The sequence below is a fragment of the Cytobacillus sp. S13-E01 genome, assembly GCF_029193815.1.
Classification (GTDB): Bacteria; Bacillota; Bacilli; order Bacillales; family Bacillaceae_L; genus Bacillus_BV.
Window position 1 is genome coordinate 24618 of record NZ_JARFVC010000028.1, and the last position, 21080, is coordinate 45697.

Genomic DNA, 21080 nt, shown 5'->3' on the forward strand with positions numbered 1-21080 from the left:
GTCCCTATGTTCTTAATTTTCTTCGGATGAGTCCTCATCGGTTTTGTTAGCGGATTTCTCAGAATCAGTTTCGTCATTGTCCAATGACCCTGCGTTATGATGCGCTTCTGGTGGTGGTGAGAATCCTAAATGGGTACCAGTAAACGTCGACTGCCCAAGGTGACCTGGTTCTAATAATTGATTGAATTTCTCTGCAGTTAGAGGTTCAGCAGTTTCTTTAACCTCGGTCACCCACTCATCGTATTCTTTTTGAGACATTGCCTTAACGTTAAACGTTTGTTCTGCAAATCCTTCACCGGTAAAGGAGGCATTACGACCCATATATTCACCCGGAACATCCGCTGCTAAGTTCAATGTGTTAACCATAGAGGACATTGCATATTTTTGACCGCCAAGCTGCGGAATCCAAAAACTGGCCATTGGTCCATATGAATAAAGTTTAAATTGAATGGCACGGTTGGTTGGAATGAACAGGTAGTTTACTGTTTCAATATCTTCTTCAGGATAACTAAAATGCCATTTCCAGTTTGATGCTGAAGCATAAATCACTAAAGGTTCTTGTTGTTCGTATCCTTTTGGTATTGCCTCCACCTCATAGGTGGATTTAACCGTCACAACCGAAAGAAAAGCTACGATTAAAATTGGAATAGTAGTCCAAATGATTTCAAGTTTAAGACTCCCTTCAATATGAGGAGGTTCATAATCTTCTCTCTGGTTGGAAGCACGATATTTCCTCACAATGTAAACATAGAGGGCGATTACAACAATAACTACAATGGCCATCGTCCATATAGATATCATTATGACATCGGCGGTTGTTCGACCTTGAGGTCCTTTAGGATCCAAAACCAACAATTGTCCACAACCTGTTAGCATTGTGACAATAGTAAAAACTAAAAATAATAAAGCACCTTTCATTTTCATAAATTTACCCCTTCCTTTGTTTTAGAAGCTTTATAGCATAAGTAATAGGATAAAGTGTAACCTGAAGTTTCTATCTTAGTAGCGCATCCAATTCATAGCTAAATATAAAATCTGTCATAAATTGTTCAAAAAGCAAGACAATGATAGATAGACTGATAATTAACTTCTTTTAAATATGGAATACGATATTGGTCTAGAAATTTTTGAAACTACTTAGATTAGACCAAATTACTACGGTATAACAAAGGTTACTCCTAATTGTGTATATCCACCTAGTAATAGCTAAGAGGCATTTTCCAAGCATAAATTATATAACTCATTGGTAATAGTAACATAAGTACCCTAATCAAAATGTGACAACTTAGTAAAGGTTTTATTTTACAATTTCAGTATATCTAGTGATTTTAGTGCATTTTTTTTGACGGGTAAAAATCATATAAAATTAAAAAAAGGAATCCAAAAGATTCCTTTTTGCTAAACTTTGTTAATGCAATTTATCAGCCTATTTTCAATATCTTCTGCTATTTCTTTTAATTTTTCGTTGTCTATGATCTGCATAAATAGTGAGGGCTTTGGCATTCCAATCTTTGTCGTCGAGCTCTCATTATAAACAACGATTTTACAAGGAAGAAAGTAACTCACAAGTATTTCCTCGTCTAGTACCTTTTTGGCTTCATGTGGATTACATACTTCAAGAATCATTAGTTCATTATCAAAATCAATTCCTTTTTCTTGAAGCTTATTTCGTAAATCCAGATTCCAAAGGACACCAAAACCTTCTTCCGCTAAGGACTCCTCTAGTTTTGTAACCGTTTCTTTAACATTCCCTTGGATTTCTTTTGTATAATGGAACATTCTAATCACCTCAGTAGGTATCTTTCCCTTTTTTTTCATAATAAATTAACTGCTGTGATTTTTATCATATCGATTTAAATTTCTACCTAAATAAAAACCTTCAACATAATTATATATTGAAGGTTTTTTTATTATTTTAATTATATTCTTTAAAGGAAAGATTAGTAACCGTAACCAACGTACGCTGCTCCAACGATAATAAGCAGAATAAATAAAACTACGATCAGCGCGAAACCACCGCCGTATCCTACTCCTGCTCCTGCAACTGCTCCACTCATACAAACACCTCCCTTTCCTTACATTTACAATATATGTAGCTAACATAAAAATGAAAGGGCGTTTACCCAGTTTTAGGCATTTTTTTAATGCAATATGTGCTGCAGAACATGTCCATTCTGGTAATTTGCAAACTTATTGATTTAAGATTACCCATTATTAAACTCATCATTATCCGACATAGGGTTATATCGATAAAGCCAAAAAGACGTGCTAAATAGTAGCACGTCTAGGGTTCGTTTCCAGCACAGGGCAGAAGCGACTCTAGCGTTATAAGTCAGCCTCGAATAATATCGGTCCGTCTTACCATTATTCCAGTGGATCAGTCTATCACTAAATTGATCCTCAAGCATTTCTTATTTATTCAACATCATAGCCTTGATCATCAATTGTTTCTTTTATTGCATCTAATGAAACTTCAGTTGGATTATATTCAACATCAACCTTGCCATCACTTAGGTTAACTGTTACTTTACTTACTCCTGTTAATTCACCAACATTGCTTTCAATAGCATTAATACAATGACCACATGACATTCCTTTAACGTTTAATGTAACTTTTTCCATTCGTAACATCTCCTTTTATTTTTCATTAATTTATGAACAGTCACTAGGACTTCATCTATCAAAATCACCTTCTTGAATACCAACTAGCAACTAGTACTTCAGTTTCTAACTGCCTCTTAATAAGAGTTTACCATACCCCCCTATCCTATGTAAAGTCTTTTTGTTTAAAATTTCTTCTAATTTATTTTATTTATCCCACATTAACGTGTAGTAAGACCCTCACTTAGGGAAATTTCCTTTATAAACATAATTAACTTCTTTCTAAGTTTACCCTTTCTACCAACTCTACACTAAATGAACTGTTTGTAAATTATTTGTACAACTGTTCTTGTTAGGGTAAAATTTAGGTATTCTTCTTAGGGGGGCACATAATGGAAAGAGTACAAATGGCTGATGATTTAACCTTTTCACGAATCATTCATGGAATATGGCGAATTACTGATTGGAAGCAATCGAAGGAAGAGACGTTGTCATTGCTAGAAGGATGCCTAGATTTGGGTATTACAACCTTTGATCATGCTGACATCTATGGGAGTTATACGAGTGAACAACTATTTGGAGAGGCACTTGCTTTGAAACCTGGGCTTCGTGACAAAATGGAGCTTGTAACAAAATGCGGAATTAAATTGGTTTCGTCGAATAGACCTCACCATGCTATAAAGCAGTATGATACGAGTAAAGAACATATTATCGCTTCAGTCAATCAATCTTTATTAAACCTACATACAGATTATATTGATGTTTTACTGATTCATCGTCCAAATCCATTCATGGATCCAAAGCAGGTTGCAGCCGCATTTTCACAGTTAAAACAAGAAGGAAAGGTACGCCACTTTGGAGTGTCAAATTTTAAGTCTTCACAGTTTACGATGCTACAATCCTATCTAGATTTTCCGTTAGTAACGAATCAAATAGAACTCTCTGCTTATGAACTGGAAAATTTCCTAGACGGTACAATTGATTTATGCCAAGAAAAACGGATCGCTCCTATGGCATGGTCACCACTCGCAGGTGGGCGTATATTTAAACTTGATAATGACAAAGCTGTTCGCCTGCGTGCAACACTTGAAAAAATTGCAGATCAAGTAAACGCACATGGAATTGATGAAGTAATGTATGCTTGGCTTTTAGCTCATCCTAGTAACATCATGCCGATTGTCGGATCAGGAAAAATCGCAAGGGTTAAAGCGGCTGAATATGCACAATCGATTTCACTTTCAAACGAACAATGGTTTGATATTTTACAATGCTCACTGGGACATGAGGTACCGTGAAGTTAAGAAAATCATAGGGTGCTCTGTTATCGGTGACAAGCGTAAGCCAAATCCTTTCAGAGGATATTTTTCCTTCTGAAAGGAATGGTTTATGACTCTTTGTTCCTAGAAACCTTTGTCACTTGTCTCTGTATTTAAGAATTCATGTAGTGCTTGTTTATTTTTACTAATATCTATCTCTAGAACTGAACCCGCATGCTCGTAGCTTGCATCTACGAATGAATTATCAATCGGAATACGCATTGTTTCTATGTCCGCTGGCGGATTTAAGAGAAAGTCCTTGAGCAAGGCCATACGATCCAAGCCATCTATATTGGTTACAATAAAGGGTTGTATTGTCCCGACCATTTTTGGTAGTCTTGTCACCCCGTAAAGACTTGTAATTTCATCTTTTAGGGCATTCATAACCTTTTGTTGTCGTTCTACCCTTGCAAAATCTCCCTGGGCATCATGTCGAAAGCGCGCATAACCTAGAAGCTCTTTCCCATCTAACTTTTGCAAACCTGGTTTTAGAACAACACCAATTCGATACGACATCTCTTTTTCAACATCAATTTCCACACCATTCGGAGCTAGTGCATCAACCACCTTTTCAAACCCTTGAAAGTCAATTAACGAGTAATAGTTAATATCGATATCAAAATTTTGCTTTATCGTTTGCCTCAATAACTCCGCCCCACCAAGAAAAAAGGCAGTATTAATTTTATTATTGTTATATCCAGGAATTTCAACGTAAATATCTCTCATTAAAGAAACTAGTTTAGATGTCCCATTTTTCGGATCATACTGTGCAATCATGATTGTATCAGTACGTGCTTTTTCCTCGCCCCGAGAATCCACACCTAATAGCAAAACATTTACCTTCCCAAGTTCCTTATCCATTTCCGCTCCATTAAACTCCGTTTCTTTTTGTTCTATGGGTGGAACGCCAGCAAATTTCAAACCTTGATAATACTGATACACTGCATACCCTGTTATCGCTACGAATAGGATTATAAATAGTGAAAGAAACTTCAGTATTTTATTTCTTTTTTTCGCTTTCTTTTTACCGTATCTACTCATTATTTCCCCTCATTTAGGTAAAATTAGATTGTTGTTCTAATTCTACACTTTTATGTCTGCGTTTAAAAGAAGACCTACGTATTTGACGTTCTATTCCTTAAAAAGTTCCACGTTATAGCAATCACAAGTAATGAGATGGTCATTTACCATGCCAACTGCTTGCATAAATGCATAACAAATAGTTGTCCCTATAAATTTAAACCCTCGTTTCTTCAAATCCTTACTTAATCTATCACTAATTTCCGTTGAAGTCGGAACATCTTTTAATTCCTTAAAATGATTTTTAATAGGCTCATTATTTACAAACGACCAGATATAGTTGCTAAAACTACCGAATTCCTCAACAATTTTAAAATAGGCATGTGCATTTGTAATCACAGCATTTATTTTAAGTTTATTACGAACAATTCCCGGATTATTTAAAAGCTCTTCTATCTTATTTTGATCATATGTAATAATCTTTTCGGGATCAAAATCGTCAAAGGCAATTTTATAATTCTCTCTCTTTTTTAGAATCGTATACCAGCTTAAACCCGCTTGTGCTCCCTCTAAATTGATAAACTCGAATAAAAGCCTGTCATCATAAACGGGGACACCCCACTCGTTGTCATGATACTCAATATATAACGGATCCTCATTGACCCAACCACATCTGTTCATTCATTACCCTCCATACTATTACTTTTCCTTATCGTAGCATTACTGTATGTGGTTGTATATTATTCTAATGATTTACTTTAAAACATTGCCAAATTTGTTTCTTTTCTTTTAAAAAAAGCAGTGGATTTCAACGGAAATCGCTCTGCTTTTGGTATGAATTAAGTCAGGATAATTTGGTAGTATTAAGCTTTTCCATCCTTTACAATCTCTTGCAAAATTTCAAAGGATCGGAGACGTTTGGCATGATCATAAATCTGTGCATTTACCATAATCTCATCCGCCTGGGTTTCATTTAGGAATGCCTCTAATTTTGCTTTGACTGTGTCAGGGCTACCTACAAATGATGCTCCAAGTGTTTGTTCAATTGATGCCTTTTCGTAATCGCTCCATAGTTCATCCATGTTTTCCACCGGAGGACTAAGCTTACCAGGACGGTTTCGAACGAGATTAAGGAATTGCTGCTGCATTGAGGTCGATAGATATTGTGCCAATTCATCAGTATCTGCTGCAATTACATTCGCACCGACCATTGCATAGGGCTTATCAAGTACTTCTGATGGTTTAAAGCTTCGACGGTACAAATCTAGAGCTGGTATCGTATAGTTTGGTGAAAAATGGCTCGCAAAGGCAAATGGTAAACCGAGTTGTCCAGCCAATTGAGCGCTAAAACCACTCGAACCTAATAGCCAAATTGGAATATTTAGACCTTCTCCTGGAATAGCACGCACACTATTCCCGCTTGAGGCTGGATTTAAAAAAGCTCGTAATTCATGTAATTGCTCTGGAAAATCATCGCCCGTGCTCTTAAGTTCACGCCGCAGAGCCCTTGCTGTTACTTGATCAGTACCTGGTGCCCGACCTAAACCGAGATCAATCCGGCCTGGATACATCGATTCCAGTGTCCCGAACTGTTCTGCAATCACAAGTGGAGCATGGTTAGGCAACATAACTCCACCAGATCCTACTCGGATTTTTGATGTACCTGCTGCTACATAGCCGATCACCACTGAGGTAGCTGAACTAGCAATTCCCGTCATATTGTGATGCTCAGCTAACCAATATCGGTTAAATCCCCATTTTTCTGCATGCTGGGCAAGGTCCAATGTATTTCGAAAAGACTCTGCTGGTGTTCCGCCTACCACAATTGGTGCTAAATCCAACACAGATAATGGGATGTCACTTAATCGTTTTAATTTTTCACTCATTTATTGTGTCCCCCTCCTCCTTATGTATTGATCACTTACAAAAATCATAAGGCTCCAGATTATTTCACTTCACATTATATCAACTATTATTGATGTATCACACTATAAGGACTTAGCTTCTAAAAAACAGGATTTCTTTAGCTAAAAGAACATAAGATTTCATCCGCTCTTCATAACTGAGTAATGACACTTAGTTAAAAGGCTGACAATAAACCATTTATAGTATTACCTTAAATCCAATAAATAAATGAAGGTCAAGATTTCACTATTAGAATCTCACCTTTTATGCATGAATAACCTATCAATCACAAATGAGGATGAACAATGTGATAAGATAGAACGGCAACAAGAAGGACTCACCAACTTTGGCAAGCCCTAAATGTCTACTATATTGCTTTTATTTTTCCTTTAGCCGCTTCTGTTTTAGCTTTAGCTGCACCAATAATGATACTCTGATCACAGATTGCTTCGACGTCATTTTGGTCATGTGAAACCATTATACAGGTTATTTTTGCTTTCTTTAAAATCATGCGAAGTTCTTCTCGAATCGATTCTTTTAGGTCAGAGTCTAAATTACTAAACGGCTCATCCATTAACAACACATTAGGCCTAGGTGCTAATGCTCTTGCTAGAGCAATCCTTTGCTGTTGTCCTCCACTTAATTCATGGGGATATCTTTTTTCAAGATTCTCCATTTGAACAAGCTCTAACATTTCATGAACCCGAGACATTCTATCCTTTCTTGGTAACTTAGATAAACCAAAAAGGAGGTTATCCCTTACCGTCATATGTGGAAAAAGTGCATAGTCTTGAAACACCATTCCTACTCCTCTTGCCTCAGGTTGAATAAATAAACCTTCATTAACAACAGGATTCCCGGCAATTTTAATACTTCCCTTAATTGGTATCTCTAGCCCAGAAATTAATCGAAGTAATGTACTTTTACCGCTCCCGCTTGATCCTAACACACCGACAATCTCAGCTTTATTCATTGAAAACGAAAACTGATTGATAACCGGTGCAGCTGACCGTGAAAAGGAAAATGTTAGATCATGAATTTCTACAGCTTTCATTGTTTCACCCTCTTATCTATCATTTGAAAAGCGATTACTGACAATGCACTAATTGCTACAATCATGAGAGACGAAATTGACGCCTCATAGATTTGTTCGTCTACTGCAAATTGATACGTTTTTGTAGCTAATGTATCAAAGTTAAAGGGTCTTAGTAATAACACCAAAGGCAACTCCTTGCTGATTTCTACAAAAGTAAGTATGAAACCACTGAATAGTGCCCCTTTAATGAGAGGAAGATCTACCTTAAAAAACGTCTTCGTTACACTTAGCCCAAGCATTCGCGATGCTTCAGTGTATTTCAAACCTACTTTTTCAAAACCGACTTCTATCGCATTAAACCCTGTAGCCATGAAACGAACTGTATACCCGACAATAAGCATAAGTAAGGATAAACTGAGGATGAGTGGAGCTTCTCCCAATCCCAAATAGGAGTAAAGGGGTGCTAACCAATTGTCAAGTGTGATAAACATCGCAAGAACCCCAATTGCAATAATCGCACCAGGTATCGAATAACCTGTTGTTATTAGCTTTGCTAAAATATATGAAAATGTGGTCTGTGAACGAGCAACATTGGCAACAATTAAAGAAATGGTAAGTATAAGTACTGTTGAAATAACTGCAACATAAACAGTTTGATAAAGCAACGTAAAATATGTTTCATTCCATACCTTAGCGAAGGTTAATTTTGCCCAAAAAATCAATTGAATTAACGGGATTAGAAATCCTAATAAAAAAACAATGGAACAATACAAAAAGGCACCAGCAGCAGGTAGTCCTTTCAGCTTCATAGGTACTAATGGTCTCGTTTTATTACTTAAATTATAACGTTTTCTTTGTCTAAGGAGCCTTTCTAAAAAAAACATCCCGACAATAAAGACCATTAACCATGCTGCAAGTCTCATCGCTGAATCTACGTCATACATTCCGAACCATGTTTGAAAAATAGCAGTGGTTATTGTATGAATCCCAAAATAGCTAGTAACCCCGTAGTCACTTAGTACTTCATATATAACTAACACTACCCCACCAACAATAGCAGGCCTCGAAAGTGGCAGCACTACCTTAAGGAATATAGCAAATGGCTTCCTTCCGAGTAGTCTGGCATTTTCAAAGAAAGATGTACTTTGACTATCTAGAAATGCTCTTGTAATGATATATACATATGGAAATAAGAAGAACGTAAAAATAAAAATCGCACCACGTAATGATGATACTGATAGCAGCTCTGGATTAACTTGATAATCAAAGCTATTCCTCAGCGTTGTTTGTACAACTCCTGTATAACTTAGCATTGTTCGATACGTATAGGCAGCAATATATGGCGGAATAGCAAGTGGTAAAATGAGCCCCCACCTAAAAAAACGCCTTAGAGGAAAATCATATGCAGCTACTAGCCAAGCCAATGAAACCCCCAGAATAGTCGTCAGTATCCCTGTAATACTTACGAGTGTAATAGTGTTTATCACATACGTTGAAAGTAAATATTCACGAATTTGGTACCAGTTTTCATTTGGTTCTTGGAATAAAGAAAAGAAAACAACAAGGATAGGCAGCAGTATAACTGCCGCCCCCAAAATACTTATCATTAACCAGCCGTTAAGTTCCTTTTGAACATAACGTTTTACAAGCTCTCCCATTTTACTTCCAACCTGTTTTATTAAAGATTTCTATAGCCTTCTGGTTATGTTCTCCTAAAGTATCAAAATTAAGTTCTTGCATCTTAAAATCGCCCCATGACTGAAGAATTTCAGGTTTTGCAGCGTCCACATTAACAGGAAACTCATAGTTATTTGCGGATAGATATTCCTGCGCCATTACACTAGTAATATATTCAATAAGTTTAGTTGCATTTTCAGGATTTTTACTGTACTTTGTCAAACCAATCCCACTTATATTTACATGTGTACCATTTGTTTCTTGATTAGGGAAGAAAACACCGAGACCTTCTGCTACTTTTACTTCTTCAGGCTCTGATGAGTTCGCCATCAGGCCTACATAATATGTATTCATAATAGCTACATCACCGGTTCCTGCAGCAATCGCTTTTGCTTGGTCACGGTCTCCACCATCTGGTTGACGAGCAAAGTTTGTAACGATACCCTTAGCCCACTCTTCAGCTTGTTCTTCTCCATTTAACTCAATAAATGATGCTAATAAAGATTGATTGTATAAATTTGTTGAAGAACGTGCTAATACTTTTCCGTTCCATTTTTCGCTTGTTAAATCTTCATAAGTAGAGAGATCTTCAGGTGCTACACGGTCTTTTGAATATACAATTACGCGTGCTCTTGTTGACATCCCAATCCAATTATTATCAACATCACGTAGGTTTTCAGGTACATTTTTATTTACTACCTCTGAATTAATTGGTTGCAGGATGTCATTTTTCTTTGCATTAGCAAGAATCCCACCATCGACTGTTATAAATAAATCTGCTTCTGTACTTTCACCTTCACGCTTTATTCGTTCAATAAGCTCCTCAGCTTTCGCTTTTACTACATTTACTTTAATTCCAGTTTCTTCAGTGAACATCTTAAAAACGGCTTCATCTGCTTCATAATTTCTAGCAGTGTATACGTTAACAACTTGATCCTTTGTTTCCTCATTTTTAATAGTTTCTTTATTATCAGCAGTGCTTTCTACTGGTTTACTTTGGTTTGCACCGCAACCAACTAGACCTACTAATACTAAAATACTTGCGGCTACTACAAACAATCGTTTTAATCTTGTCATGATCTGTTACTCCCTTTTTAATAGATTATGAGAATGAAAATTATTATCATTGATAACAATTATCATTCTACTAACAATCTACCCATTAGTCAACAGAAAAATCAAAAGTTAGTAAACATTTTTTTGAAATTTTTTTAGGAAGTGTTCAACGGTTATATTTTTAACCAATCTAGAACAATATTTAAATTATATTTTCAAACATATCCGTTTTTTATTTTTTTCGCAATTTCGGGCATCAGATTGCCCTTTTGATTACCGTTTTTTATTTTTTTCGCGATTTCGGGCATCAGATTGCCCTTTTGATTACCGTTTTTTATTTTTTTCGCAATTTCGGGCATCAGATTGCCCTTTTGATTACCGTTTGTTATTTTTTTCGCAATTTCGGGCATCAGATTGCCCTTTTGATTACCGTTTTTTATTTTTTTCGCGATTTCGGGCATCAGATTGCCCTTTTGATTACCGTTTTTTATTTTTTTCGCGATTTCGGGCATCAGATTGCCCTTTTGGTTACCGTTTTTTATTTTTTTCGCAATTTCGGGCATCAGATTGCCCTTTTGATTACCGTTTTTTATTTTTTTCGCGATTTCGGGCATCAGATTGCCCTTTTGGTTACCGTTTTCTATTTTTTTCGCAATTTCGGGCATCAGATTGCCCTTTTGGTTACCGTTTTCTATTTTTTGCGGAGTTATATTTTTTCGATCCCCGACTCCATTTAGATATCACTGATCCCAAGGTATCTTATTCCAGGATTTTTGATCTAGTATGCTGTTTTAAGTCTAACAGGATCAACATATAACGTCTGATAGTACAAGAAAAGCGCAGGTCGCCCGCCTATCGGCGCGTCGATTAAAACCCCGCCACGTCCTGTGGCGAACATCGACATCAGCACATCCTGTGCATGTCAAGCATAAGCCAAGCCGGCTGGAATGTTGTTCTTTACCTTCCGGACGGATTGGCTTATACCATAGAGTCGATGACGCCCGGAGCTAGAAACTAAAACTAGGTACAAACTTTTATGCTTTCTTATCTTTTTAAAAGAAGGCACCCGGTAAATGGGAGCCTCCTCTTAACCGACACTATTTAGTTATTTACTCTTTTAAATGGCCACCAGTTTGCTAGACCGAAACTCTTGACCATTACTGGAATAAATAATGGCAAAATGACAAATGCATATAATAGTAAACCAATTAAAATAATAGAAGCAATCTGAAGTAAAGATAGCATTCCAGATGGCATCATCGCAGCAAATGTACCACCTAGAATGATGACAGCTGAAATGATAACTGTTCCCATTTTTTTCATGGCCATTAGCATTGCATCTGCAACTGTTAGATCTTTGTATTCATTAAAGCGATCCATTAAGAAGATACTGTAATCCACTCCTAGGGCAACAAGGATAACAAAGGCAAAGAATGGAACAGCCCAGCTTATTCCTGTATATCCTAAGATGTTTACGAAAATCACTTCATTAATGGCGATTGACGTGTAATACGTTAAAATTAATGAACCAATAATATAGATTGGCATAATAATAGATCTAAAAAGGAAGATTAATATAATCGAAATACCAACTAACATCAGTACAACCGTACGTGAAAAATCTTGCCCTGACATTGTATCTAAATCTGCATTCGTACTTGTAATACCACCAACTGCAACGACTGCATTTTCTAACTTTGTATTTTTTGTTGCTCTAGTGACTGCTTCTTTTATTTCATCGACTTGATTAATTGCTTCATTTGAGTATGGACTTGCTCCAAAAATAACATCCATGGTCATAACTTTACGGTCTTTTGACAGATAAACATCAAGTGCTTGCTTAAATTCATCACTCTCAAGAACCTCAACTGGTAAATAAAAACCATTCATATTACCTGTGCTTGATAACCCTGATAAATAATCTTGAGCAGAACCTAGACCTTCTGATACTTGGTTCAGTCCATCTGCACTTTGTTCAAGCCCTTCAGTTAGCTGACTTAATTGACCACCTAAATTACTGAATCCATTAAGTAGTTGTTTTTGTCCTTCATTAATCCCAGATAAGCCATTTGCAAGTTTTGGCATATTACTTACGATTTGACCTTGCCCGTTCGCTAATTGGTCTAAACCGGCTTGCTGTGCAGCAATACCTTGAATTAATTGTTCAAATCCTACCGTTAACTGGTCTTGGCCACCAATTGCTTTTTCAAAACCATCATTAGTACCGACCATCCCACCGTTAAGTTGAGTAAGACCAGAATTTAGCTCATTTATCCCTTGTGAAAGAGCAGGTAACTGCTGTTGTAACGTATTCACTGTTCCTTTTATTAGTAGATATTGCTGGTCATCCGCTATACCTTGGTAGTTATTTTCTAAAAAGGCAAAGTTTTCTGCTGTAATTTGCGCTAGTGCATTTGATAATCCAGATAAACCAACACCTACTTCTTGATACTTTGTAGTAAGTGTTGATAGATTACCTTGTACGTTTTTATAACCGCTTAAAAGCTCTTTGTATCCTGCTAGAAGTTCCTGGGCCCCTGCTTTCGTTTGCTCCAAGCCATTTCTCACTTCAACTGATCCTGCAGAACCTTGACGTATTCCAGCTTCAATTTTAGCAAGGTTTGTTTGAAATTCAGCCAGCCCAGACTTAATATCATTTGTACCTGTAATCAAGTCATTAATTCCATCTGTTGCACTTAACAACTCAGGTTCTGACTTCGATAATTCACTTCCTGCTTCTTTTAACCCTTCACTAATTTGGGTTAATCCATCTTTCCCTTCGCCAAGTCCTTCTTCAAGTGTTTCAGCTTGATTAGATACAAAAAATTCTTCGATTGTCTCGCCCGTAGGTCTTGTTACAGATCGAACAGAATCTACTAAGCTCACTTTCTCAAGTTCTTGACTAATTTTTTCTGCTAACCCAATGTAATCAACAGAATCCATTTCTTCATCGTTTTTTATAACAACCTGAGTGGGCATTGATTCACCGGGTCCAAAACTATCTGCAATTGCATTAAAAGCTTCGATAGAATTTACGTCGCCACTGATTTCTTCCAATGAGTCATACGATAATTCACCATCATATGTTACCAAAAACGGCACACATACCGCGGCAACAACTAATAATGATAGTAATGGTCGTGATAATGAAAATCTCCCTGCAATCGTCCAAAGTCTACTATCCCCATGTTCAGCTTTACTTTTAGAAGGCCAAAATATTTTCTGTCCTAAAACTGCCATAAAGAAAGGTACAACAGTAAACAGCGCAACAAGAAGAATCGCAACCCCTACCGCTACCGCTGCTGCAGATTGGTATAGGATAAATTGTGAGAAACCAATGGCTGCAAAACCTATCATAACCGCTAAACCACTAAAGAACACGGTACGGCCAGCATTGCGGTAAGTTTCAACAATGGCTTCTGTTACACTTTCTCTTTGTGACAATTCCTCTTTAAATCTGCTAAGTAATAGAATACAGTAATCCGTACCAATACCGAATAGTACAGCAACTAGGAAAATTTGTGTATACGTTGAGATAGGAAAATCTAATTTATCAACAAAAAACGATACAATCGATTGTGACGCAAGATAGGAGAATCCTACTGTTACTAATGGTATTAATGGCGCAACAACTGATCTAAATACGAGTAGTAACACAGCTAGGATAAAGATTACCGTAATACCCTCTGTTTTTTTCAAGCCTTCTTGTGAACTTGAAATTAAATCTTCACCTATTAACCATTCACTTGTATAATAGTGTTCAACTTTCACCTGGTCAATAGCTTGATATATTTCCTCTCTTAGTTCAGCTGGCTCACGGTCATTCCAACTTAATGTTACGGAAGCTAAGATCGACTTTCCGTCTTCTGATACCAACTGACTTTTTAAATTTTCTTCATTAAAATGTGTAAGTATTTCGATAACACCAAGCTCAGCACTGTTTTCTTCTAGAGCTCGAATTGCTTTTTCAGCTTCATTTATTTCTGTTTCGGTAAGACCTTTTTCACTATGAAATACTAAGGCTACTTGAGTTTCATCCCCACCGCCTTCTTGTTTTTGAACATCATTCATAATCTGTCCTGCTAAATTAGAAGAGTATCCTTCAGGGACTTCAATTTGGCCTTTTTCTCTAACAAGCTCCGCCATATTAGGAGCTGCCATAAATAACCCCACAATGATGACAATCCACGCAATGAAGACAAACCATTTTTGTTTAATAATAAAATTCACTTTTTATTCCTCCGCCTTATCGTCTTTATTCTCTAGTAGCACCTGATTAAGCTTTTCGAATGTTTCGATAAACTGCTGAATTTCCTTTGAATCAAATCTAGTTATTAACGATTCAACTAAATTGTGAACGCGTTGCTCTGTTTGTTTAAAAAGTTCATTTCCTTTATTCGTCAAGGTTAGATACACAACTCTACGATCATTTTCATCACGAGTTCTTTGAATTAATCCTTTTTCCCACATTCGATTGATGATTGCTGTAATTGCACTTTTCTTCACATCAAATACTTCAGCTAGTTCTGACGATGTGCACGTTCCCACTCTGTTCATATACCTTAATGTATAATGTTGATCATTTGTGAGGTCACTGCCAATTTGCTCTTTGACAAGTGATTCCGCCTTTTTATTGACGGAAAAAGAAACCTCAATATACCTATCCACTAAGTCCTTAATGTTATTACTGGACATTTTTATATATTCACCTCATATTTTAGATTATTCTACGATTAAACTGTTCAATTGTTTAACTATTAACATGTATAACTATAATGTCGTTACCTATTGTTGTCAATAATTTTGTATTTTATAAAATTTCCTATTATTGCAAAAAAAATACGTTTGCAGGTGATCTTTATTAATAAAGGGATTAACAAGTGGAAGAAGTAGAGAAACTAGATGAACAGAGGTGGAATGGAACACCTGGTATGATGATTGAAATACTTTCACCTGATCCGTTAACCTAGTTCGGTGGAAAAATATCAGCTGTACAAAAAAGCAGGCGTAAAAGAATACTGGATAATTAATAACAGAAGTTTACTTGTTAAATGGGTTACATTACGAGTTTTTGGGGTATTTACAAAAGAGGATACTATACAAGTTCGAACGTTACGCGGGTTATCCTTAAGTTGTAATTTTTGAAATAGCATGGATAAGGACTCGCCATTTCGGCAAGTCCTCTTTTTTTTTAAAAGTAAACAACATAAATAATTCCCGCCAAAACAATACGATAAATTGCAAACGGAACTAGCTTAACTTTATTAATAAGCTTTAAGAAGAAGCGAATCGAGATTAATGCGAATACAAAGGCACTAATAAAGCCGGCGATAAAAAATGGCAACGCATCGATTGAAAAGTATTCTAAATTTTTCAGGAATGAAATACCACTTGCACCAGCCATAATCGGAACGGCCATAATAAATGTGAAATCGGCTGCTGCACGATGACTCAATCCGACCAACACTCCACCAGAAATGGTTGCACCTGACCTTGAAAACCCTGGCCACAAGGATAAACATTGAATGAAACCGATAGTTAAAGCTTGTTTATAGGTAATTTGGTCAACAGTTTGAACCATTGGTTTCCTGCTAGTCACTATATCAGCAATAATCATTAAAATTGCGCCAATGACTAAACCGATTAAAACCGTAGCTGTTGTAAATAGATATTCATCAATTATATCTTCAAAAAGCAGCCCTAATACGCCTGCCGGAATTAACCCAACTATGACATGTGTCAACTTAAGGTCGCCTTGACCGTTTTGAGCTGCTTTTCCACGGCGACCCAATCCTAGTAAATCAATAAAGCGATCTTTAAAGACAACAACAACCGCTAAAATAGAACCCAGCTGAATCACAACTTTAAACGTATTTGCGACATATTTTGTCAAAAATTGTTCCGATTGAAGCCACATATCATCAACAATGATCATATGTCCGGTTGAAGATACAGGAGCAAATTCTGTTAACCCTTCTACTATTCCTAGTATAATTACTTTTAATAGTTCATTAAAATCCATCGATTTAAACTCCTTGACCCATATTTCTCTTTTTCATGCTATATGATGGGAGGTTAACAGTCCCATTTCAATAAAAAACGGTTACGATTCAACTGTCGAAATTTTGCTGTCTACTGCTTCTTTAATATTATCTAAGCCTATGCGGTTAATGAATTTCCAAAATGCTTCTCTCTTTTTTCCATTATTCTTATAAAATTCAAGTATCTGTTCTACTGTAGTATATAACCCTTCTGGAGTTAGTCCTTCTTTAAAAATAAAAGCGGTTCTAGCATTTTCTCCATTAGCTTTGCCGCCAACATATAAGTCAAAATGATCTTTTCTTTTTATGACTCCAATATCATTTACTAAAGGTTCCCCACAAGCATTTGGACAGCCCGTGTAAGCCGGTTTAAGTGGCCAAGGCACTTCTATACCCGCAATTCGCTTATTCAACTCAATTGCGACTGGCATTCCCTCTTCTTCTGCTCCCTTACAAAAGCCGCAAGTACGCAGACTCTTTACATAAGCACCTACAGGATAGACAGACAACCCTACTTTTTTAAGTTCCAAGATGACATCATCTTTTTGACTCTCTACTACATCAATATAGAGTTGCTGAAAAGTTGTTAGCTCAATTTCACTGTCTTCTTTTATATATTTTGCAAGAGCAATTAGTTGCTTTGCCGTTAACTTTGCACCAAATCCTATACCACCGTTTACTGCCAGCTTTATTGTTTTTACTTCTTGATTCGCCATAATAAATTCCCCCTTAAAAATTCAACTACCATCAAGTTCTATTGTCATCTTAGTACCTTTTCCAAGTTCACTACTAACATTAATGGAACCGCCATGTGCTTCAATAATTTCTTTCACAATTGATAGACCTAAACCGGAGCCACCACTTACTCGTGATCTCGATTTCTCGACTCGATAAAAACGGTTAAAGATTAGTGGAATATCAGCTTCAGGCATTCCTATTCCTTCATCAATGATAGAGAGTATTATTTTATTTTTTTCTTTAAGGTGGCCGACCACTAATTTTACAGCACTATCATTATTTGAATATTTTAATGCATTGTCTAATAGGTTAACAATTACTTGTTCAAACCTTGATTGATCAATCTTAACATATATGCCATCTGGACAGGAATGCTTTAATTGAATTTTCTTTTTTTTAAATGCAGGTCTCATTTTCTCAACGATATTAGTTGTAAAAGCACACATATTCACTTTTTCCTTATGAATAATAAAAGTATGTTGATCTACTTTTGCTAATTCGAATAAATCTTTAACTAAACCTGATATATGTTCAGACTCTTCATAAATAATATTTAAATATTTATTTCTTTCTACATCATTAATTCCCTGACGCCTTGCAACGTCAGCATATCCTAATACATAGGTAAGTGGCGTTCTAAGTTCATGTGATATGCTTGCTAAAAACTCGTTTCGTTCTTTTTTTAGGGAACTTAAATCATTTGCAAGTGTTTGTATACTTCTAGCAAGCTCACCTAACTCATCGTTTCCTTGATGATCAAGTGAAACGGAAAAGTCCCCTTTACTTAGTTTTTCGGTTGCTTTTTTCATTCGTATTAAAGGAATAGTAATAACCTTTGACAGTATAACGACAGCGGCTATGGTGAAAATAATGGCAATCCCACCAATTAAGACAAAATGACGCTTTAACTTTGAAATCATTTGTTGAATTGATTCGGTATTTTTAAACATATATACATGACCAACTAATTTGTCTTCAAAAATGATTGGACTTACTGTGGCTATATATGATTCTGTTTCCCACCGGCTTTCGACAATCATGCCTTCAAATGGTACAGAGCTTCTCTCATTTTTCATGAGACTTTTCATACCGGCTGTTAACTTATTCGATTTGTCTACTACTTCACCATCATGCGTCATAATCACTACATCTGTATCTGCTTCTGATTCCATTAATGCTACATGTTTAATCGTAGCTTTATCATAGTTTTTTTCAAGTACATTTCGATGACTATTTCCTCTGGCTTTAAGCTCTGAAAGTTCTTCCTCAATTCGGGAATTTACTAATCCACTGTATAAAAAATAAAATAGCGGCATTTCAATTATTAGAATAAATGTAAAAACCAAAAGTCCAAGTTTAATTGATAGTTTATTCATTTATTTCCCCTCAATTTAATGCTACTCCCATTTGTATCCTACTCCCCAAACAGTTTTCAAATGGTCCTCAACTTGGAAACCAGATTTTCTCAATTTATCCCTTATATTTCTTACATGTGAATCCACTGTCCGGTCTTCAATTGTTGTTTCATATCCCCAGATAGATTCTACTAATTTCTCTCGGCTAAAAACGATATTTTTGTTTTTCATTAATAAACCAACCATATCAAACTCTTTTGGAGTAATAATGATATTTTCATTATTATAAGAAAGCGTATGGTTGCTTTCGTCCCATATTAGTCCATAGCTTTCTAATTTGCTTGTATGATTGGTTCTTCTTAAAACAGCTTGTATCCGCGCAATTAGAACACTTTCATCAAAAGGCTTCGTGATATAATCATCTGCTCCAATAGTTAATCCACGTACCATATCCGTACTTGCACCTCTTGCTGTAAGCATTATAATTGGTACGTCAGAAAACTTTCTTATTAATTCAGCTGTTTCCCAACCATTAAGCGTAGGCATCATCACATCTAATAAGATTAAATCGACCTTATTCTCTTCAAGATAGCTAATTCCTTCTTCTCCAGAATTAGCTTTAATACATTTGTAATCATGATGCTCCAGATACAAAGTTAATAAGTCTAACATCCTTTGTTCGTCATCTATTAATAAAATTTTTGTCATTTAAGCTTCGCTTCCCTTTAAAAAAACTTACACCTCTATACTCTCATTTTCACCTTGCAAATATTATCTCAATGATCCATAATAACTACGCATGGATTTGTAGAACCTATGGTACTAATATTAATACATAATTAAAGAAATAACAGTAAGTAATCACGCTGCACATATCAATTTACGGCAGACAGGCAAATTGCTTTACTTTGAAAAGTTGAATAATCCCATAAAGGAAGCTTCCCTTAGTGGGGTTTTACTGCCCGTTAATCCGGGATAAATATAAGAAAAGCGCAGGGCGCCCGCCTTTCGGCGACAAGCATAAGACGAGCCCTGACTGAAGGCGTTTTTTGCCTTCGGGAAGGGATTGGCTTATGACCTCGAGCCGATGGCGCCCGGAGCTAGACACTAAAACTAGGTTCAAATTTTTATACTTTCTTATCTTTCAAGAAAAGCGAAAGGCGCGCCCGCCTATCGGCGACAAGCATAAGACAAGCCGGCTGGAAGGTTGTTCTTTACCTTCCGTGATTGGCTTATGACCTCAGGTCCGATGGCGCCCGGAGCTAGACACTAAAACTAGGTTCAAATTTTTATACTTTCTTATCTTTTAAAAAATCCAGTGGCTTTAATCGGCACTGGATTTTTAAATTACAACCAATATGTTAATGTATCTATAATTCCGAGTACAATCATGATCCAACCTGCACTCTTCTGTACAATTGAACCTAACTTCCGACTTTTCTTTATAAAAATACTTCCTAATTCATAATACCAAATTAAAAAGATTGCCAAAATGAGTGGAATCGATGTACCAATAGCAAATATACTTGGAAGAACGGCGCCATATGGTGTTGATAATACAATCGGCATTAACGTAACGAAAAATAAAACAAACATTGTCGGACAGAAACCTAAAGAAAAACTAACTCCCAATAAAAATGCGCCTAACTTTCCTTTTTTCACCAACCTATTCGGTACTTTACCTAATGTAAGTGTCCAGCTCATTTTAAAATAACCTGCCAAATAGATACCGATAATAATAAGTATGGGTCCTAATGATTTACGAATCCAAGGAAATAGAAGAGTTAGATTAGATCGGAATTCCTGTCCTAGCTGCCAAACTAAAAATCCAAGTCCAGAAAAAACAACAATTTTCCCCAAGGTAAAGAATAGAACCTCTGTCCATGCAAGTCTTTTTTGAACAGAACTATTACCATAGATCGCTATAGCTCCTAGGTTTCCTGTAATTTGACATGGAGCTAAAGCACCCACAAGACCCAGTAGTAGAGCAGCAAGCAAAGGTAAACCTTCCAAACTATAAAATATGTTCATAAATGGTTTACTAAGTAAATTGCTAGCTTCAGACATAAATTGATACATTCTATTTCATTCTCCCTACCTGCCGGTTACTTCTCCAGTCCAGTAACCCATGTATAAATTTTATCCCGCATTAACGGGCAGTAAAACCCCCACTGAATGAACTTTCACTATTTATTCTAACAGATGAATGTAGAAATTGTGAAGTCCCGGTTAAGCACACTAATTTAATATAGATATTTAATTGTAATTATAATTTTCGAACGTTTATTTATTTTTATCATAATGTATGGGTAGAAAACCTATTTCTTTGAACAGG

Annotated in this window: 19 protein-coding genes; 1 reads left to right on the forward strand and 18 read right to left on the reverse strand. The window is 36.2% G+C overall.

Annotation, left to right across the window (positions count from 1 at the left end; genetic code table 11):
* Window positions 1-12: 12 nt before the first annotated feature.
* The 4 genes from qoxA to copZ all read right to left on the reverse strand — a co-directional run bounded on the left by qoxA (window position 13) and on the right by copZ (window position 2622).
* Window positions 13-924, reverse strand: coding sequence for a cytochrome aa3 quinol oxidase subunit II (gene qoxA, locus PY093_RS15590; RefSeq protein ID WP_275646780.1), 912 nt, complete (start codon window positions 922-924; stop codon window positions 13-15).
* 474 nt (window positions 925-1398) lie between these two features.
* Window positions 1399-1779, reverse strand: coding sequence for a DUF302 domain-containing protein (locus PY093_RS15595; RefSeq protein WP_275646802.1), 381 nt, complete (start codon window positions 1777-1779; stop codon window positions 1399-1401).
* Between the two features lie 161 nt (window positions 1780-1940).
* Window positions 1941-2057: a YjcZ family sporulation protein gene (locus PY093_RS15600; RefSeq protein WP_275646781.1), complete on the reverse strand. Its 117-nt coding sequence runs from the start codon at window positions 2055-2057 to the stop codon at window positions 1941-1943.
* A gap of 358 nt (window positions 2058-2415) precedes the next feature.
* A complete protein-coding gene (copZ, locus tag PY093_RS15605; RefSeq protein ID WP_275646782.1) occupies window positions 2416-2622 on the reverse strand; it encodes a copper chaperone CopZ in 207 nt (68 codons plus the stop codon).
* Window positions 2623-2993: 371 nt separating this feature from the next.
* Here copZ and PY093_RS15610 point away from each other — a divergent pair, with 371 nt between their 5' ends.
* Entirely contained in the window at window positions 2994-3896 is a 903-nt protein-coding gene (locus PY093_RS15610) for an aldo/keto reductase (protein ID WP_275646783.1), read from the forward strand.
* 105 nt (window positions 3897-4001) lie between these two features.
* On the opposite strand, the gene PY093_RS15615 is transcribed toward PY093_RS15610, so the two are convergent.
* The 14 genes from PY093_RS15615 to PY093_RS15680 all read right to left on the reverse strand — a co-directional run bounded on the left by PY093_RS15615 (window position 4002) and on the right by PY093_RS15680 (window position 20824).
* Window positions 4002-4958 carry an LCP family protein gene (locus tag PY093_RS15615; RefSeq protein ID WP_275646784.1) on the reverse strand — a complete coding sequence of 319 codons (957 nt, stop codon included), beginning with the start codon at window positions 4956-4958 and terminating at the stop codon, window positions 4002-4004.
* A 90-nt stretch (window positions 4959-5048) separates the two neighbouring features.
* Complete coding sequence (locus PY093_RS15620; RefSeq protein ID WP_275646785.1) at window positions 5049-5618, reverse strand: DNA-3-methyladenine glycosylase I; 570 nt, start codon at window positions 5616-5618, stop codon at window positions 5049-5051.
* A gap of 182 nt (window positions 5619-5800) precedes the next feature.
* On the reverse strand, window positions 5801-6823 hold the full coding sequence (locus PY093_RS15625) for an LLM class flavin-dependent oxidoreductase (protein WP_275646786.1): 1023 nt from the start codon (window positions 6821-6823) through the stop codon (window positions 5801-5803).
* A gap of 386 nt (window positions 6824-7209) precedes the next feature.
* Entirely contained in the window at window positions 7210-7896 is a 687-nt protein-coding gene (locus tag PY093_RS15630) for an ABC transporter ATP-binding protein (RefSeq protein WP_275646787.1), read from the reverse strand.
* Window positions 7893-9536: an ABC transporter permease gene (locus PY093_RS15635; RefSeq protein WP_275646788.1), complete on the reverse strand. Its 1644-nt coding sequence runs from the start codon at window positions 9534-9536 to the stop codon at window positions 7893-7895. The genes PY093_RS15630 and PY093_RS15635 overlap by 4 nt, the downstream gene beginning before the upstream one ends.
* A gap of 1 nt (window position 9537) precedes the next feature.
* Window positions 9538-10632: a Fe(3+) ABC transporter substrate-binding protein gene (locus PY093_RS15640; protein ID WP_275646789.1), complete on the reverse strand. Its 1095-nt coding sequence runs from the start codon at window positions 10630-10632 to the stop codon at window positions 9538-9540.
* Between the two features lie 194 nt (window positions 10633-10826).
* Entirely contained in the window at window positions 10827-11276 is a 450-nt protein-coding gene (locus tag PY093_RS15645) for a hypothetical protein (protein ID WP_275646790.1), read from the reverse strand.
* Window positions 11277-11712: 436 nt separating this feature from the next.
* Entirely contained in the window at window positions 11713-14841 is a 3129-nt protein-coding gene (locus tag PY093_RS15650) for an MMPL family transporter (protein WP_275646791.1), read from the reverse strand.
* Window positions 14842-14844: 3 nt separating this feature from the next.
* Window positions 14845-15306 (reverse strand): MarR family winged helix-turn-helix transcriptional regulator, encoded by a 462-nt coding sequence (locus PY093_RS15655; RefSeq protein WP_275646792.1) that lies wholly within the window; start codon window positions 15304-15306, stop codon window positions 14845-14847.
* A gap of 496 nt (window positions 15307-15802) precedes the next feature.
* Window positions 15803-16633: an undecaprenyl-diphosphate phosphatase gene (locus PY093_RS15660; RefSeq protein WP_275646793.1), complete on the reverse strand. Its 831-nt coding sequence runs from the start codon at window positions 16631-16633 to the stop codon at window positions 15803-15805.
* Window positions 16634-16714: 81 nt separating this feature from the next.
* On the reverse strand, window positions 16715-17368 hold the full coding sequence (locus PY093_RS15665) for an NAD(P)/FAD-dependent oxidoreductase (RefSeq protein WP_275646794.1): 654 nt from the start codon (window positions 17366-17368) through the stop codon (window positions 16715-16717).
* A 21-nt stretch (window positions 17369-17389) separates the two neighbouring features.
* A complete protein-coding gene (locus tag PY093_RS15670) occupies window positions 17390-18766 on the reverse strand; it encodes a sensor histidine kinase (RefSeq protein ID WP_275646795.1) in 1377 nt (458 codons plus the stop codon).
* A 21-nt stretch (window positions 18767-18787) separates the two neighbouring features.
* A complete protein-coding gene (locus PY093_RS15675) occupies window positions 18788-19453 on the reverse strand; it encodes a response regulator transcription factor (protein WP_275646796.1) in 666 nt (221 codons plus the stop codon).
* Between the two features lie 639 nt (window positions 19454-20092).
* The gene (locus PY093_RS15680; RefSeq protein WP_275646797.1) at window positions 20093-20824 is read right to left on the reverse strand and encodes an urease accessory protein UreH domain-containing protein; all 732 of its coding nucleotides are present in this window, start codon (window positions 20822-20824) and stop codon (window positions 20093-20095) included.
* Window positions 20825-21080 lie beyond the last annotated feature (256 nt).